Here is a 17,021-nt window from a genome sequence, read left to right on the forward strand (position 1 = left end):
GGGGCGTTTGCTAAAAGAAAGCAGACTAGAAACAGGCTTTAAGTTCAGCCTCTTGGTCGAGCAGGCTTTGATACAAGGTAAACTGATTCGCCGCTCTATCCAGATTATGACCCTCACGGTGCACGTGGAAATACACGTCGCCATTGAGATAATCCGTTAAAAAACGCACGCCGATCATCAGGCAAATGACTCGCGCCCCAAGCCAAAGGCTGCGTTTTTCGACCTCAGTTAATACCTCGGAGAGCTCACTTAAATAGCCACGGCAAATGGCGGCAAAGATCGACTGGCGCACTTTAACATTTTCAAGGGCAGTAGAATCTTCTTCCTCGGGCGAACAGAAGGTACGCACCATATCGCCAAAGTCATACATTAGATGACCTTTCATGCAGGTGTCTAAATCGATAATCGCCATGCTCGACATGTCGCGCTTATCAAACAACATATTGTTGATTTTCGTGTCGTTATGGCAGATCCGCAGCGGTAACTGCGGCGAGATTTCAGCCAGTTCATCCAATAAACTCTGCTGTGACAGCGCATAATCAACCCATTGACGGCACGACCCTAAGCGTTTGGCTTTATCCTGCTGCACCGCTTGGCGCAGCATTTCCATCCGCCCAGGCAAGTGATGAAACTGCGGGATCACATCTTCAAGCTCAGTGGCGTCAAAATCACTTAATGCACAGGCAAAGTGACCAAAAGCCTTGGCGGCCATTTCAGCTTGCGCTTCGGACTTCACCACTTCGATACTTAAACTATGGGGTAAATAACTGATCGCACGCCAAAATCCCTGCTCACCTAAGTCGATAGCAAGTTCACCCTCTTGGGTAAGACAAGGGCTAACCACTTGCAGACCATATTGCTGCTGCAATGCCTTGGCGCATAAGTGATGGCTGATCTTATCGGCATTACTCACCAGCGCCTGCGGCGTCTTAAACACTTGAGTATTAATGCGTTGTAAAACTAGCTCACCCGTAGGCCAACGCACTAATAAGGTGTCGTTAATATGACCATTCCCTAACGCTGAGATTTTTGCCTCGTCGGCTTCAATTCCAAAATGAGGCAACACTGACTGCCTAATGAGTTTTATCACCCAATAACTCCATTAATTTTTGCTTTACCCAGACAGTATCCTGCGGATAGGTCACACCGAGCCAAGGTTCGCTGGCCACATCAACATAAACGGGCACACCTTGCTCAATTGCCACCTGAACCACTGCGGGCAAATAGCATTCCGATTTCGGCAATTGGCCCTGTTGTTCAATAAATACGGTTAATTGCTGTTTAATAACATCAAATATGCTTGGCGAAAAGCCCCAGCAGGTCATGGATACCAGCGACTGTGAAGGAAGCTTTGCGAATCCCATTGGTCCTTCGCCCACAAAACCATCTTCTTGTGCTTGAATATTTAACCACTCGGCGACCGAGCGTAACTGCCCATGCTCAACTTGGCATAAGCCACGGTTTACTCCGCCATGCTCAGATAACGTCAGCTCGATAGGATAAGCCACCATCATCCAATCATGGGGCCTTGCGGTTAATCCCTTCGCTAAAGAAGCAAAGGCGCTGTCGCCGTAAAAATCATCGGCATTGATCACAGCCATTGGCCCATTAACACAATTGCGGGCACACCAGAGCGCATGCGCTGTCCCCCAAGGCTTTAAACGATGGCTAAAATCAGCAAGCTTTGCGTCTTGTGGCAAATCACTTAATGACTGGTAGCAAAAGTGATATTCAAAGTTTGCGGGTAAAAACTGCGTCAATATCCCTAAGAGCTCCGCCTCAAGCTCAGGGCGGATCACTAATACGGCGCGCTGAAATCCACTGCGAATAGCCGATAAAATAGATAACACCAACATGGGTTCGCCAGCAGGCCCAAGGGAGGCTAACTGCTTATCGCCGCCAAAACGACTTCCAAGGCCCGCCGCCATAATGACTAAGGTCAAATCTGTATTCATGTGGGATTGAGTTTTCAGTTCGTATTAAAGAAATTTTCCCGAACCTCGCCGTCATCGGCTATGCGAGCGCATGTAACACAAGATCGGAGAAAAAGAGGAGCAAAAGTGTAATCTACCCCTCTAATCCTGACTAGCATTTAAGCTTATTTTTATCTATTTAACGGGCTAAATAAGTTCCAAAGGCACGATTTGGCTCTAAAACCGCTTGGCTGCCTTTGAGGCTGAACTTATAACCACACAAACCAATGCTGCCACGGCGGGCTAAATCGGTAATGATATTAGCGGTATCGAGCGGCGTGAAACGTGCTTCAGTGGCAGAGTCGGCAAGCAAGTCCACAGTGATAGTGCGATACTCAGTGCCATTATTAAACACCAGTGCACTACAACTCTTATCACCCTTCGCCGTAGCAATAGACCACAGGTTTTGCGGCTTGTCGCGTTCACCCAACCAACGAATAATTAATACATCTTGCTCTAACGCCACCGAAAAACCGTCGGGCAGATCTAAGGTCACACGATCGCTTGCTGCAATAGGTGCTGAAGGCACCGCTGGCACGACCGATTCGTCTACCTGCGACTCATCAGAACTAGGCCATAATCCCCATACCAGCAAGACTAACAACACAGCGCCCGCACCGCCGCCGACAGGCAACCAGTAACGGCGTTCCAGCTTAGGTAATTTAGGCAACTTAATATAACGACGGTAAGGAGCAAAAAACTCCGCCACGCCCCTAAACAATTCGGTCATAGAACCGGATTCTTTAGCTTCGGCGCGGCGACGACGCACTTCTTCAGCATGCTCGGTATCATTAAATACCTCAGCATTGTCATCGGGATCAAAGCGCCACACCGGCTCATCACTGTGCTCAGCAGGATCAAGCGGCGCACGCTTAAATTCTTCTCCCTGCAAATCCACTTGAGCTAAATCGACCTCGGCGAGGTCGATTCGCGTTTGCTCTACTCGGCTCGGATTGGCGGGACGAAAATCGGCATGCCCCTCAATTACAGCATCAGGCACCACAAAATCCGCTGGATTAGCAGTCATCTTAGTTAAGGCATCAAAGCGCAGCTCATCTTGGCGCAACACCTCAAGTTCTGGCTCAGCAACAGCAGACGAAATAGTTGGCTCTGTCTGGGAATAAGCTTCTGCCGGAGCCGCAACAGGAATATTTGCTGATACATCAGGCACCGCATTTTGCGCCGCGGCCGCCTTTGGCGTGATCACAGGTTCAACTCGGCGACGGGGGATCGCCTGCGAGATAGGCGCATCGAGTGCTGGTCCATAATAACCAAAACGGTAATCCACTATGGTTAGCGACTTCAAACGGGTTCCCCAAAAAGTCGCGCCAGCCCCCAACACTAACCCTAATATCGCCAATACTGGTGGCGGAGCCACAATATACAGCGCCAGTAAAATCAGCAGCGGCAACATAAACACCACCACTAAAGCCTTAGGCTTGGCCGCATCATTTAAACGACGCAGCGCCGTGAGGGCAAGTAAAGGCAGGCCTACTAACGCTAAAAGATACATGAGAAAGTTCGCCCCAAATGCGGCGACAGCCAGTGATATGCCTAAATAGACACCAACACTGATAACAACAAAGCGGGGGCGGGAATCACGCCCGTGAAGGCAGAAAAGAGATTTTAACAGCACGACCCTTCCTTTATAGTGAAATAATTCAAGCGCACACGACCTTCTATGTCGTATAAGCATGAGCGTAACGAATTTAGCCGCACTTGTCAGTGCAATAAAGACGCTAGATAAGCAAAAATGCTGATTATATCCATCTAAAGCTAAATCAGGCTTAATTCTCAGGCTCAGCAAGGCTTAGGGACGCAGAGATTTTCAGTATCCGATCTTTGAGTCACAGTAAACCGTAAAAATGCACCAACGTCAGCGTTAACTGTCGCAAAACATAAATAGACAACAATTGCTGGCTAACAAGCCCTAGCGTTTTTAAGGTCAAAATCTGTATAATACTCGGCTTTCTGGGCCCTTCTTGCGTTAACCAACTGGATATTTAGCTCATGACCGCACGCGGAAATTTATTTATTGTGTCAGCGCCAAGTGGTGCGGGTAAATCCTCGCTAATTTCGGCATTGTTAAAAGACAAACCTGCCGATATGCAGGTTTCAGTATCGCACACCACCCGCGCGCCGCGCCCAGGTGAAGTTGATGGTCAACACTACCATTTTGTTAATGTTGAAGAATTTAAAGCACTGATCGCGCAAAATGCCTTTTTTGAGTGGGCCGAAGTGTTTGGCAATTACTACGGCACATCGCGCCATGTGATTGAGCACACCTTAACTCAAGGTATTGATGTGTTTCTCGATATCGACTGGCAAGGTGCCCAACAAGTCAAAGCTTTGATGCCAGAAGCCGTGGGCGTATTTATTCTGCCACCCTCAAGGGATGAGCTAGAGCGTCGCCTGACTGGCCGCGGTCAAGACAGCCAGGATGTGATCGCCAGCCGTATGGCACAGGCGGTTTCTGAAATGTCGCACTATAAAGAATATGATTTTATTATCGTCAATGACGATTTTGACACAGCACTGGCGGATCTGCGGGCGATCATTCGCAGCCAACGCTTAACGGGTGCTAGTCAGATCCACGCGCAAAATGATATGCTTAACGATCTGTTGGCAGGCTAACTGCCATAGTGTACAATTTTGCGTCATTTTTTCCCTAGATAAACTGGAGTTTCAACACATGGCTCGCGTAACTGTAGAAGACGCCGTAGAACAAATCGGCAACCGTTTTGATATGATCCTGGTTGCGGCGCGTCGTGCTCGCCAAATCGCCGTGCAGGGTAAAGACCCTATGGTTGAAGAGATGAACGACAAACCAACGGTTATCGCCCTGCGTGAAATCGAACTAGGTTTAGTGAATGCTCACACTTTAGATGCTGATGAGCGTCAAACTGTGCGTGAGCGTGAAGCTGCTGAAATCGCAGCTGTTGCCGCCATCGCTGAAGGCCGTTCACTATAAGTCTAATTGAGTCACACCTGTTTGGGTAAAGGAGAGCTGCCACTTGTATCTGTTTGAAGGTCTAAAGGAGTCTGCTTCCGGTTACTTAGAACCTGAACAGGTAGAATTGCTCAAGCAGGCTTACCAAGTTGCGCGTGATGCCCATGAAGGGCAAATGCGCACTAGCGGCGAACCTTATATTACCCATCCGGTTGCGGTTGCCCGCATCCTCGCCGAAATGCGTCTCGACCATGAGACGCTGATGGCGGCATTGCTGCATGACACCATCGAAGATACCTATGTCACCAAAGAAGATTTAGCCGAGCGATTTGGCGAATCGGTGGCTGAATTGGTTGAAGGGGTGTCTAAGCTCGACAAGCTGAAATTTCGCGATAAGAAAGAAGCTCAAGCAGAAAACTTTCGCAAAATGATGATGGCGATGACGCAGGATATCCGCGTTATTCTCATCAAGCTTGCCGACCGCACCCACAACATGCGCACCTTAGGCGCGCTGCGTCCTGACAAACGCCGTCGTATTGCCCGCGAAACCTTAGAGATTTACGCCCCCATTGCCAACCGACTCGGTATTCACAATATCAAGACTGAGTTAGAGGATTTGGGTTTTCAAGCCTATTATCCCATGCGCTATCGGGTACTAAGGGAAGTGGTAAAAGCGGCTCGAGGCAACCGTAAAGAGCTCATTCAAGGTATTGAGGCCGCGGTACTCACCCGCTTAAACGATGCGGGTATTAAGGGCAAAGTCAAAGGGCGCGAGAAAAACCTCTACTCCATCTATAACAAGATGCAGAGTAAAGAGCTGCAATTTCAAGAAGTCATGGATATCTATGCCTTCCGCGTGATTGTCGACTCCATCGATACGTGTTATCGCGTGCTCGGTGCGATGCATGGCCTGTATAAACCACGTCCAGGTCGCTTTAAAGATTATATTGCTATCCCAAAAGCCAACGGCTATCAGTCGCTACATACCTCGTTATTCGGTCCCCACGGCGTACCCGTCGAGATCCAAATTCGTACCGAAGATATGGATCAAATGGCCGACAAAGGGGTTGCGGCTCACTGGGCTTACAAAGGCGGTGCCGATGGTCAAGGCACCACCACGCAAGTGCGTGCCCGTAAGTGGATGCAAAGCTTGCTGGAACTGCAACAGAGCGCCAGCACCTCCTTCGAATTCGTAGAAAACGTTAAAACCGAACTCTTCCCCGAAGAGATTTACGTGTTTACCCCCGAAGGTCGCATTTTAGAATTACCGGTTAACGCCACCGCCGTCGACTTTGCCTATGAAGTCCACACCGATGTGGGTAATACCTGTGTCGGCGCCCGTGTTAACCGCCAAGCTTATCCGTTAAGCCAGCCATTAATCTCCGGCCAAACCGTTGAGATCATTACCGCTAAAGGCGCGCGTCCGAATGCCGCTTGGCTTAACTTTGTGGTCACGGGTAAAGCCCGCGCCAAAATCCGCCAAGTGCTCAAGAGCCTAAAAGCAGACGATGCCATTGCCCTTGGCCGCCGTTTGCTTAACCATGCGCTGGGTAAAACCAAGCTCGATAGCATCCCTGCCGAGCAGATTGATAAAGTCGTGCGCGATACTAAGCACGCCAATTTAAATTCCTTACTCGCCGACATCGGTCTTGGCAATGCCATGAGCATAGTCATCGCTCAACGTTTGATTGGCGATAATTTAGAGAATCAAGAGAGCCGCGATTCTCACCTGATGCCAATCCGCGGCGCCGAAGGCATGTTAGTGACCTTCGCCAACTGCTGCCGCCCCATCCCAGGTGATGCGGTGATAGCCCACGTGAGCCAAGGTAAAGGCTTAGTCGTCCACATGGAAAACTGCGCTAACATTCGCGGTTACCAAGGCGAGCCCGATAAATACATTCCCGTACAGTGGGATAATGTCGAAGGCGTCGAGTATCAAGCCAATCTGCGGGTGGAAATTGTTAACCACCAAGGCGCGCTGGCGAAGATCACCTCGATTATCGCCGCCGAGGGCTCGAACATTCACAACCTTAGCACCGAAGAGCGCGATGGCCGCGTTTACTTGATTAACCTGCGAATTTCGGTGAAAGACAGGATCCATTTAGCTAACGTGATGCGCCGTATCAGGGTACTGCCCGAGGTGTTGCGTACATCCCGTAATCGTTGATCATTATTTTAGAGAGAGCGTCATGGCAGAAAAAATCATTATCGCGACCGAAAACGCCCCAGCGGCAATTGGCACTTATTCTCAAGCGGTTAAAGTCGGCAACACAGTATATTTATCCGGCCAAATCCCACTGGTGCCAAGCACAATGCAAATCGTGAGCGATGATTTTGAGGCGCAAGTTGTGCAAGTGTTTGAAAACTTAACGGCCGTTTGTACCGCAGCCGGCGGCACAATCAACGATATCGTTAAGCTTAATATCTTCCTAACGGACTTAAGCCACTTCGCCAAAGTGAATGAAATCATGAGCCGTTACTTCAGCCAACCTTACCCAGCTCGCGCCGCTATCGGTGTGAAGCAGTTACCCAAAGATTCGCAAGTCGAAATGGATGGCGTGATGGAGCTGTAAGCTTCAACCGATATGAAAGGCGCTTAGGCGCCTTTTTTATTGCCTAATGCGCCCCGCGACTCCTGCTCTGACCTGTTATTAAGTTCATTTTCATTTCATACTCGCCCATTAGGCTGTTTTGCAGATTTAGTGATTTTACAATCTTGCAAACTATTTGCGCGGCCTCACAAAACTCGCCATACTGGGCACCTATGTTGGGGTGAAAATAACAATAAAGAACAGGGAATTGCCTATGGATAAAGCGATTAAGACGCCAATTGAAATGCTGGCGCACTGGGCGAATACGCGTGGGGATGAGATTTATTTGCGCCAGCCAATCAAGGGGCAATACCTTGATTTCACTTGGAATGAAGTACAAGAAAAAGTCCAACAACTTGCTGGCGCGTTGCGTCATTTAGGCTTAGAGCCGGGCGATAAGATTGCCGTTCTGTCTAAAAACTGTGCCGAATGGTTTATCACCGACCTCGCCCTGATGCACGGCGGCTATATCAGCGTTCCTATTTATCCGACTGCGAATCCAGATACCATTCGCTATGTATTGCAGCATAGTGGGGCTAAAGCGATTGTCCTCGGTAAGCTCGATCATTGGGCCGATCAAGAAGCCGGTGTCGGCGGCGAATTGCTGCGTCTCGCCATGCCCTACGACACCATGCCAGCTCAATATCAATGGGAACAATTGCTCAATATGGGCAACCCATTGATTGAAGCGCCATTACCCGAACCCGATCAGATAATGACGCTGATTTATACCTCGGGCTCAACGGGTCAACCTAAAGGTGCGATTCAAACCTATGCTAGCTATGGTTGGACTTGCCAAGCGGTGGTGCGCGATCTACGTACAGATGGTAAAGATAGATTATTGTCCTACTTACCGTTAGCCCATATTACCGAGCGCGTGGCGATTGAAGGCTCATCCTTTTATTCCGGCAGCACAGTCGCCTTCGTCGAAAGCTTAGACTCCTTCGTTGCGGATGTGCAGCGCGCTAAACCAACGGTGTTTTTCTCCGTTCCACGCCTGTGGAGCCTGTTCCAAAAGAACATTATCGACAAGATTGGTGTTGGCAAACTCAATCTATTGCTAAAAATTCCACTGATTAGCAGCCTAGTAAAACACAAGATCCATAAGGGCTTAGGACTCAACCATTGCCGTTTACTCGGCTCTGGCTCAGCGCCTATTCCACCCTCACTCATCCACTGGTATCACAGTATTGGGCTGGATATTTGTGAGGCTTGGGGCATGACAGAAAACTGTGCTTACTCCATCATCAACTACCCTTTCGATGCGCGTAAAATCGGCACTGTGGGTAAACCCGTGCAGGATTGCCAAATCCGCCAAGGTGAAGATGGCGAGCTACTCATTAAGAGCCCAGGCCTAATGACCGCCTATTATCTGCAACCTGAAGCCACCGCGGCGGCCTTCGATGCTGATGGTTTCTTCCATACCGGCGATCTCTGCGCCATCGATGCCGATGGTTGTGTGACTATCACCGGCCGCGTGAAAGACAACTTTAAAACCGCTAAAGGCAAATATGTGGCACCAGTGCCCATTGAGCGCAAGCTTGCACAAGATCCTCATGTGGAGCTGATTTGTGTTATTGGATCTGGTTTGCCGCACCCTGTAGCCCTAGTGCAACTCTCTGAGGGAGCTAACCTACAAGCCCGTGAAGAAGTACGCGCTTCCCTTAAAGCGACACTCGATAGTGTGAATCCACATTTAGAATCCCACGAACATGTGGATGCCATTGTGGTGGTGAGTGAACCTTGGACCATCGAAAACGATGTATTAACCCCCACACTGAAGATCAAGCGCCACGTGCTTGAGAAAGCCTTTAGCGAAAGGGTGGACGGGATCCGTGGTGCTCAAGTACGCTGGGAAGATGAGTTAGTCGCAAAATAACGTCAAAACGCATCGTTATGATTAAAGCACGCTCTTCGGCGTGCTTTTTTATGACATATTCTGTCAAAGCAAATTAAAAACACGTATCATGTACGCCTATCAGCGTAAGGTGATGCACCTTAAATTAATTCACTCAATCAGGTTTAACAGAGTCCAAAATGCTTATTGCACTTTCAATTATCGGCGGCTTTATTATTTTAACCTTAGGCGCAGAGGCCTTAGTCCGTGGCGCAAGCTCCATTGCACTTCGTCTTGGGATTACGCCGCTGGTGATCGGCTTAACGATTGTGGCTTTCGGTACCAGCGCACCAGAGCTTGCGGTAAGCGTAAAGTCAGCCTTGGCAGGCAATAGCGGCATTGCACTGGGTAACGTGATTGGCTCTAACATCGCCAACATTGGCTTAATTTTGGCAATTACTGCGCTTATTCGCCCGATCCAAGTTCAATCGCAGATGGTAAGACGGGATATTCCACTGATGATCCTCGCTTCTATGCTGTTTTGGGGATTATTGCTAGATGGCGAACTCAGCCTGACTGACGGCATCATTTTATTATCACTCCTTGTCGGCTACTTGGTTTTCAGCTATTTCAGCGCCAAAAATACTACTGATGCCGATGGTGAAGTTATTGAAGAAGGTCCTAAAAATCCATTGCTTTCAATCGCGTTTATTATTGTCGGCATCGGAATGTTAGTCGGCGGTGGCATTTTATTTGTGAATGGCGCTGTTGATTTAGCCAAAGTATTTGGTGTTAGTGAAGTCATTATCGGCCTGACTATTGTCGCTATTGGTACCAGTATGCCAGAGCTAGTGACCTCGGTTTTAGCGGCACTCAAAGGCGAAAGCGATATTGCTATTGGTAATATCGTTGGGTCAAATATATTTAATATATTAGGTATTCTTGGCGTGACCGCTGTCGTTTACCCTGTATCTGGGCTTGGTTTCCAACCCTTAGACTTTATTGTCATGCTGGCGTTAGCCGTAATCATTTTACCCTTTGCTTGGTCTGGCCTACGAATTGGTCGCCGCGAAGGTGCCACGCTGCTTATCGCTTACTTAGGCTACATGGTTTACCTCGTTAACCAAGCTAGCAGCCAAGCGGTAGTCTAACGATTTACACGTTCACCTTAGCTTACTAAAACACCGGAGCCACTCCGGTGTTTTACTTTTAGGGTTAAGACATGACATTTGTCATGCCTAATTGATGACCTTTGTGCCTGCACTCAGACCAAGGTATTTCTGATAATGAAGCCGTCCCCAAGCAATGGGTTATCACTTCAATAAGGAAATACCATGAAAACACTTTTACTGTTATCAAGCCTTACTCTCGCCTGCACGCCTGCGTTCGCGGCTTCGAACTCAAGCTCCAATATCGCTGAAGTAGACAAAGCGGCTAACACACTGAATATTGATAAATTGCAACAGCTCAGCACTGCCACTCAAGATTACGAGGCGGCTTATGCCAACTATCGTTTAGCCATCAGCGCCAATGTGATGGGACAAAAAACCATAGCAGATAATGCCTTAGCTTCGGCTCAAGCGAGCTTAGAAATCTTAACCAACAGTCAAGCCGATGCGGAATCCCTCGCGCTATTATCATCCGTGTATGGTATGCAAATCGCCTTGGATAACAGCAAAGGCGCTGAGCTTGGGATCAAATCCGCTAACGCCATTGCTCAGGCCGAACAGCTGGCACCGCTTAATCCGCGGGTCGCATTAGTGAAAGCGATTGCCGCCTATAATACGCCAGCAATGTTTGGGGGCAGCATGCAAGTTGCCAAGACGCTCGCCAGCAGCGCCATTGAGCGATTTAATCAACCTTGCGAGAACATTTGCTGGGGTGAGGCCGAAGCTTACACTTGGCGCGGACTGGCCAAACAAGAATTGGGGGATATCCAAGGCGCGATGGAAGATTGGCAACAGGCACTGCAAGTGGAAAAAGATTATGGTTGGGCTAAGTTTTTACTTCAGAAAAATCAGCAAATAAGTGCAAAATAACCCCAGAAAAGGCGAAAGGATTGGCTAATGTTTACGGCCAATCCTACTCTCAGCAGCCGCAAAATGGATCTTAGGCGAAGCGATATGACAAATAACCCCCTACAACTTGAACGAAAGCTCGCATGGGTGTACTTAATAAACCTCGCGTTTTATCTGATACCGCTGTTTATTACGCCTTATCCTAGCTGGCAAATTATCTTAATTTTAGCCGTGCTGGTTCCCTTTATTTACTGCTATTTTGGGACCTACCGCAGTAATTTCCGCAGCGCCCATCGGCCTATTATCGGCATGTTAGTACTTGCTATAGCCATTACCCCTATTAATCTAGGGTCCATCTCACTCTTTACCTTTGCCAGTTTCTTTATTGGTTTCTTTTATTCCTTTAGAGTTAGCTTGTTATGCTGGCTCGGGATACTAGTTACACTGTTCTTGCTCAACTACGTTAGTCAATTCAATAGCTACTATTTTCCAATGTACGGCTCAGCCTTAGTATTAGGGGTTGGTATGCTCGGTAAAGCAGAGCGAAGACGTTACCAGCATAGATTGAAGGAGCGACAAAGCGCCAAAGAGATCAGCACCTTAGCCACTATGGTTGAACGGGAGCGTATCGCCAGAGACTTGCACGATATTATGGGGCACAGTTTGTCATCGATTGCGCTAAAGGCTGAATTGGCCGAAAAACTACTGGCGAAACAAGAATATCAACTTGCAACGACTCAACTACAAGAGCTAGGACAAATTGCGCGGGAAAGCTTGAGCCAAATAAGGCATACCGTCTCAGACTATAAACACAAAGGCTTAGCAAGTTGCATCACCCAGCTATGTAATTCACTCAGGGATAAAGGCATCTACGTAGAGTTAATCGGTGAATTACCAAAACTACCCGCCAGAACAGAAAGCCAACTTGTGCTGATTTTAACTGAACTCGTGAATAATATTTTGCGCCACAGCAACGCGAGCCAATGCAGCATTCAATTTAGTGAGCAGGCAAATACCCTTAATGTCGAGGTTAAAGATAATGCCTTAGCAAGACCTTTTGTCGAAGGAAATGGGCTCACAGGTATCCGTGAACGTCTCGATAGCCTCGGAGGTCATTTCAGTTATAATCTTGAGCAGGGATATGCCTTTAGCGTTACTTTACCTTTGCAGGGAGCAACAGATTAATGAAGATTCTATTGGCAGAAGATCAAGCCATGGTGCGCGGCGCACTGGCGGCACTGTTAACCCTTGCTGGCGGTTTTGCCATTACCCAAGCCAGCGATGGCGACGAAGCATTAACCCTTCTCAAACAACAGCATTTTGACCTGTTACTGACGGATATTGAAATGCCGGGACGAACTGGTTTGGAACTAGCCGCTTGGCTAAAGGAGCAACATAGCCAAACCAAAGTGGTGGTGATCACAACTTTTGGCCGCGCAGGTTATATTAAACGCGCTATCGAAGCGGGTGTCGGTGGATTTTTGCTAAAAGATGCGCCCTCAGAAACCCTCGTCAGTTCAATTCAACAAGTGATGGCGGGCAAACGCGTTATCGATCCTGAGCTGGCAATGATGGTAATTGGCGATGTCGACCCCCTCAATGATAAAGAACGCCGCGCCCTTCGGTTTGCCAGCGAAGGCAAATCCACCGCCGAAATTGCCGAGATGCTGTTTATTGCCGAAGGCACGGTACGTAACTATTTATCCGAAGCCATCGCCAAACTCAATGCGAGCAACCGTATCGATGCCGCCCGCATTGCCAAACAAAAAGGCTGGTTATAGCTCAGCTAGTTGTCATAAATGCAGTAAATGCGCTCGAATTTTCCCGATGCAAGATCGTCTCGGTGGATAATAAAATTCAACCGCATAGAGTGCTCACTATAGATGACTTTAAGTAGCACCAGATAATCTTCGGCATTACCGCCTAACTCTGCCGCGGCGTGGAGTTCGGGGGCTTTATAGCGGCTATCTCCATGGTCATTAATGCTAGCGATACCATCGTAATACGGCAGCGGCTGCTCGGGGACGAGCAATGCCTGCAAGTTAGATGACTGCCACTCGGTATTAGCCCATTGCGATTGAGTGAGAATCTGGCCGGGAATTAACCCGTGTTTATTCATTTTCATCAGATCAAAGAAATAGAGCTGATCTTGCCACTCTGGTGCCAATTCATCTTCCGCAACCTCTAGGGCCTCCAGCACCATAGCTTGTTGCGGTTCAGGTAGCGCTTGTAAACGAGCCTTGGCTAACTTTACTAAATGCGGGTTGTCACTATTAATCATGTCAGGGGCTATCATCTTAATGCTAGCAATCCCCTGAAGTTGATAAGCCGCCTCATACTCATAGTTTGTACAGACAGCATCGTCGAACTTAAGTTCAGCAATCGTTCTCCCAGAGTTCAGTTGCTGATCTTCAACGACATAATAAACATGGCCGCGAAGCATTTCCGAGAATCGCCAGCGCTCTAAAAAGAATAACAATCGCCCTTCTCGGGGTAAATAAGATTGCAACGCCTTCAGTTCGCTACAATTGATTTGTGCGATAAATTGCATCGGCACACGGAAGGCTTGCGCAGCCTCGTCCCAATCCCAATCTTGCGACCACCCATAATGCTCCTCGATATACTCGCGAGTATGGTCGAATTCCTCAGCGTAAGCATCCAGCATCTCCTCCCTTCCGACCAAGGTCACCGGATAATCCATCCCTACAGGTAAATCCGGCAATCCACCCAGTCGGCTGTTACCTAACTGGCTATAGTCTTCGTTTGCACAGGGATAGAGATCGACACTACTGCGAATAAACGCCGAGAGCACGTTGGCAAGATGTGGGCCTTTAAACTGCGCCAGCTTTTGCTCTAGCAGCTGCTGACGAATGGGGGAATTTTCTGCTAATAACATATCCATATTGACCTCACGACTCCAATGTTTGCTTTTTATCATTTCTATCAACTATTTGCTATCGTCCAATATGGCAAATTGCCAAAGCTATTACAGGAACCGCAAACTCAGAGCAAATGACTTACTCATGAGGCAAGCAACAACCTAGGCGATAGAAAACTCCTTGCGTTAATTACTGCTACACTCAAATTCAGCGCAAAAAGATCAACAAAAGGATTTGTTTATGGCGATAGCCTGCGTGCATACCCGAGCCAGTTGTGGTGTTGAAGCTCCAGAAGTCACGGTTGAAGTCCATCTCAGTAATGGCCTACCGGCTTTTAATCTGGTGGGTTTGCCAGAAGCCTCTGTCAAAGAAGCCCGCGAGCGGGTACGCAGTGCCTTGATCAATGCGGGATTCGAGTTTCCGATGCGGCGAATAACCGTTAATCTCGCGCCTGCGGATTTACCCAAGCAAGGCGGCCGCTACGATTTACCTATCGCCATCGGTATTTTGGCTGCTTCAGAGCAAATCCCCCACACAAGCCTTAAGGATACCGAATTTGTCGGCGAACTTGCCCTCTCAGGGCAAATCCGCCACTGCCAAGGATTGCTACCAGCAATCATTGCGGCTAAACGCCATAATAATCAGTTAATTCTGCCACTCGATAATCGCCACGATGCCGAGTTAGTTGGCTATCCTAAGGTCTACTTTGGCTCCCATTTGCAAAGTTTAGCGGCGTTTCTCCATGGACAAGCGCCACTCCCCATGCTGGAGCAGCAGCTCGAATGGATCTCGGATGAGCCGGCGCAGTCCACGCCTTGCCTTAGCGAGGTGATAGGTCAATACCAAGCTAAACAAGCACTTGAAATCGCTGCCGCAGGCAACCATAACCTATTAATGCTAGGTCCGCCGGGTACTGGCAAAACCATGTTAGCCAGCCGCATGATGGCGCTATTACCTGCACTCAATTATGAAGAAGCCTTAGAAGTGGCTGCAATTCATTCCGTCGCGGGCATCAATATCAAACCGCAGGACTTTCTTAAGCGACCATTTCGCGCGCCGCACCATACTTGCTCCTCAATTTCCTTAGTCGGAGGTGGCAGTATTCCTAAGCCTGGCGAAATTTCATTGGCCCATCGCGGAGTATTATTTCTGGATGAAGTCGCTGAATTTCCAAGAAAAGTGCTCGACTGTTTGCGTGAACCGATGGAAACAGGTGAAGTGGTGATCTCCCGCGCGGCGGCAAAACTGACCTTTTTAAGCCGCTTTCAATTGATCGCCGCCATGAACCCCAGCCCGAGCGGCGATATCGACGGCCCCAATCGGGCTACACCCGATCAAATCCAGCGCTATCTCGCCAGGCTCTCTGGCCCGTTTATAGATAGATTTGATCTCACCATCGAAGTCCCCAAACTCCCCGCAGGCACCCTAACGCAACAGGCGGCACAAGGCGAAACCAGCCATCAAATCGCCAAACGAGTAAAATGCGCCCGCGATATTCAACTCGCCAGAGCGGGCGTGCTTAACAGCGAACTATCAGGTAAACAACTTAAGCAATTTAGTGGTATCAATGATGCTGACCTAGTTTTTTTAGAACAGAGTGTCGTCAAGTTAGGATTATCCGTGCGCAGCTTTCATCGTATTCAACGGGTTGCCCGCACCATTGCCGACCTTGAGCAGGCCCCCAATACCGAAAGACGCCACCTCGCCCAAGCCTTAGGATATCGGGCTATGGATAAATTATTGGCCCGTTTATCCCAACAGTATTGAGACTCGAAATATTAACAAATGCCCCGACCAGCCGCCCTAAGATTGAGCCAAACGCCGACACCGAGTAACATAGGCCTCCAATTTTTATCAGGGGGCGCCAATGGGGACGTTGTTTTCACAATTAAAAGGCTGCATAGCTTTCTTAGGTTATGTCGTGAATACGCTGTTTTGGGTTGTACCCATTGTTCTGGGCAGCTTCATTAAACTTATTCCTTTGCCTGTGTTGAGAACGGCGACGAGCTATTTTCTCGACTTTTGCGCCAGCGCTTGGATAAGCGTCAATGGGGTGATTGAACGTGTGCTGCACCCAGTGCAAATTGAGCTCTCGGGCGATAGCCAATTTTCTACCAAAGAATGGTATATGGTGATCGCTAATCATCAGTCTTGGGTGGATATTTTGATCCTGCAGCGCGTATTTAATCGCCGAATCCCGTTTTTGAAATTCTTCCTGAAACAAGAACTGATTTATGTGCCCGTGTTAGGGCTAGCATGGTGGGCATTAGATTTTCCTTTTATGCGCCGCTATAGCACAGCACAACTTAAAAAGAACCCAAAACTCAAGGGCAAAGATATCGAGATCACCCGTAAAGCCTGCGCAAAGTTTAAGACTAAGCCAGTGAGTGTGATGAACTTTGTCGAAGGAACACGCTTTACTAAGGCCAAACATAAAAAACAAAACTCACCGTTCCAACATCTGTTAAAACCTAAAGCGGGCGGCATGGCCTTTGCGCTATCCGCCATGGGAGAACAGATCCACAAGCTAGTCGATGTCACGATTTACTATCCAGATAGCGTTCCAAGCTATTGGGACTACCTGACAGGCAAGCTGCCAAAGGTTAAAGTACACATAACAGTGAAGGATATTTCGCCGGATATGCGTGGCGATTATATGAATGATCGCGAGTTTAAAATTAGCTTCCAAGAACAATTGAATGAACTTTGGCTCGCTAAAGATCAAGTGATCAGCCAATTGGCAGGGCAAGCGGACCAAGAAGTAAGGTAAAAC

Annotated in this window: 15 protein-coding genes; 11 read left to right on the forward strand and 4 right to left on the reverse strand. The window is 48.4% G+C overall.

Annotated features, from left to right (window positions below; genetic code table 11):
• Positions 1-25: 25 nt before the first annotated feature.
• The 3 genes from CEQ32_RS14230 to CEQ32_RS14240 form a co-directional block, all read right to left on the reverse strand.
• Positions 26-1,090: a phosphotransferase enzyme family protein gene (locus CEQ32_RS14230; protein WP_037426411.1), complete on the reverse strand. Its 1,065-nt coding sequence runs from the start codon at positions 1,088-1,090 to the stop codon at positions 26-28.
• The gene (locus CEQ32_RS14235; RefSeq protein ID WP_088586248.1) at positions 1,074-1,955 is read right to left on the reverse strand and encodes a nucleotidyltransferase family protein; all 882 of its coding nucleotides are present in this window, start codon (positions 1,953-1,955) and stop codon (positions 1,074-1,076) included. The genes CEQ32_RS14230 and CEQ32_RS14235 overlap by 17 nt, the downstream gene beginning before the upstream one ends.
• 157 nt (positions 1,956-2,112) lie before the next feature.
• Positions 2,113-3,609 carry a hypothetical protein gene (locus CEQ32_RS14240; protein WP_088586249.1) on the reverse strand — a complete coding sequence of 499 codons (1,497 nt, stop codon included), beginning with the start codon at positions 3,607-3,609 and terminating at the stop codon, positions 2,113-2,115.
• Between the two features lie 374 nt (positions 3,610-3,983).
• On the opposite strand from CEQ32_RS14240, the gene gmk reads away from it, so the two are divergent.
• The 9 genes from gmk (at position 3,984) to CEQ32_RS14285 (ending at position 13,150) form a co-directional block, all read left to right on the forward strand.
• Positions 3,984-4,607 (forward strand): guanylate kinase, encoded by a 624-nt coding sequence (gmk, locus tag CEQ32_RS14245; RefSeq protein ID WP_037426419.1) that lies wholly within the window; start codon positions 3,984-3,986, stop codon positions 4,605-4,607.
• A gap of 58 nt (positions 4,608-4,665) precedes the next feature.
• A complete protein-coding gene (rpoZ, locus tag CEQ32_RS14250) occupies positions 4,666-4,944 on the forward strand; it encodes a DNA-directed RNA polymerase subunit omega (protein ID WP_007651394.1) in 279 nt (92 codons plus the stop codon).
• Between the two features lie 43 nt (positions 4,945-4,987).
• Positions 4,988-7,090: a bifunctional GTP diphosphokinase/guanosine-3',5'-bis pyrophosphate 3'-pyrophosphohydrolase gene (gene spoT, locus CEQ32_RS14255; protein ID WP_037413695.1), complete on the forward strand. Its 2,103-nt coding sequence runs from the start codon at positions 4,988-4,990 to the stop codon at positions 7,088-7,090.
• A 22-nt stretch (positions 7,091-7,112) separates the two neighbouring features.
• Positions 7,113-7,496: a RidA family protein gene (locus CEQ32_RS14260; protein ID WP_011070722.1), complete on the forward strand. Its 384-nt coding sequence runs from the start codon at positions 7,113-7,115 to the stop codon at positions 7,494-7,496.
• A 232-nt stretch (positions 7,497-7,728) separates the two neighbouring features.
• Positions 7,729-9,393 (forward strand): AMP-binding protein, encoded by a 1,665-nt coding sequence (locus tag CEQ32_RS14265; protein ID WP_055647873.1) that lies wholly within the window; start codon positions 7,729-7,731, stop codon positions 9,391-9,393.
• A gap of 158 nt (positions 9,394-9,551) precedes the next feature.
• Positions 9,552-10,502: a calcium/sodium antiporter gene (locus tag CEQ32_RS14270; protein ID WP_055647874.1), complete on the forward strand. Its 951-nt coding sequence runs from the start codon at positions 9,552-9,554 to the stop codon at positions 10,500-10,502.
• 183 nt (positions 10,503-10,685) lie between these two features.
• Positions 10,686-11,390 carry a hypothetical protein gene (locus CEQ32_RS14275; RefSeq protein ID WP_055647875.1) on the forward strand — a complete coding sequence of 235 codons (705 nt, stop codon included), beginning with the start codon at positions 10,686-10,688 and terminating at the stop codon, positions 11,388-11,390.
• An 84-nt stretch (positions 11,391-11,474) separates the two neighbouring features.
• Positions 11,475-12,554, forward strand: coding sequence for a sensor histidine kinase (locus CEQ32_RS14280; protein WP_055647896.1), 1,080 nt, complete (start codon positions 11,475-11,477; stop codon positions 12,552-12,554).
• A complete protein-coding gene (locus CEQ32_RS14285) occupies positions 12,554-13,150 on the forward strand; it encodes a DNA-binding response regulator (RefSeq protein ID WP_055647876.1) in 597 nt (198 codons plus the stop codon). The genes CEQ32_RS14280 and CEQ32_RS14285 overlap by 1 nt, the downstream gene beginning before the upstream one ends.
• Positions 13,151-13,155: 5 nt before the next feature.
• On the opposite strand, the gene CEQ32_RS14290 is transcribed toward CEQ32_RS14285, so the two are convergent.
• Positions 13,156-14,271, reverse strand: coding sequence for a DUF1963 domain-containing protein (locus tag CEQ32_RS14290; RefSeq protein ID WP_055647877.1), 1,116 nt, complete (start codon positions 14,269-14,271; stop codon positions 13,156-13,158).
• A gap of 217 nt (positions 14,272-14,488) precedes the next feature.
• Between CEQ32_RS14290 and CEQ32_RS14295 the strand changes: the two genes are divergently transcribed.
• Positions 14,489-16,015, forward strand: a complete 1,527-nt coding sequence (locus tag CEQ32_RS14295) for a YifB family Mg chelatase-like AAA ATPase (RefSeq protein WP_055647878.1) — start codon at positions 14,489-14,491, stop codon at positions 16,013-16,015.
• A 100-nt stretch (positions 16,016-16,115) separates the two neighbouring features.
• The gene (locus tag CEQ32_RS14300) at positions 16,116-17,018 is read left to right on the forward strand and encodes an acyltransferase (protein WP_037413712.1); all 903 of its coding nucleotides are present in this window, start codon (positions 16,116-16,118) and stop codon (positions 17,016-17,018) included.
• The last annotated feature ends 3 nt before the right edge of the window (positions 17,019-17,021 follow it).

The sequence above is a fragment of the Shewanella sp. FDAARGOS_354 genome (assembly GCF_002209245.2).
GTDB classification, from domain to species: Bacteria; Pseudomonadota; Gammaproteobacteria; order Enterobacterales; family Shewanellaceae; genus Shewanella; species Shewanella xiamenensis.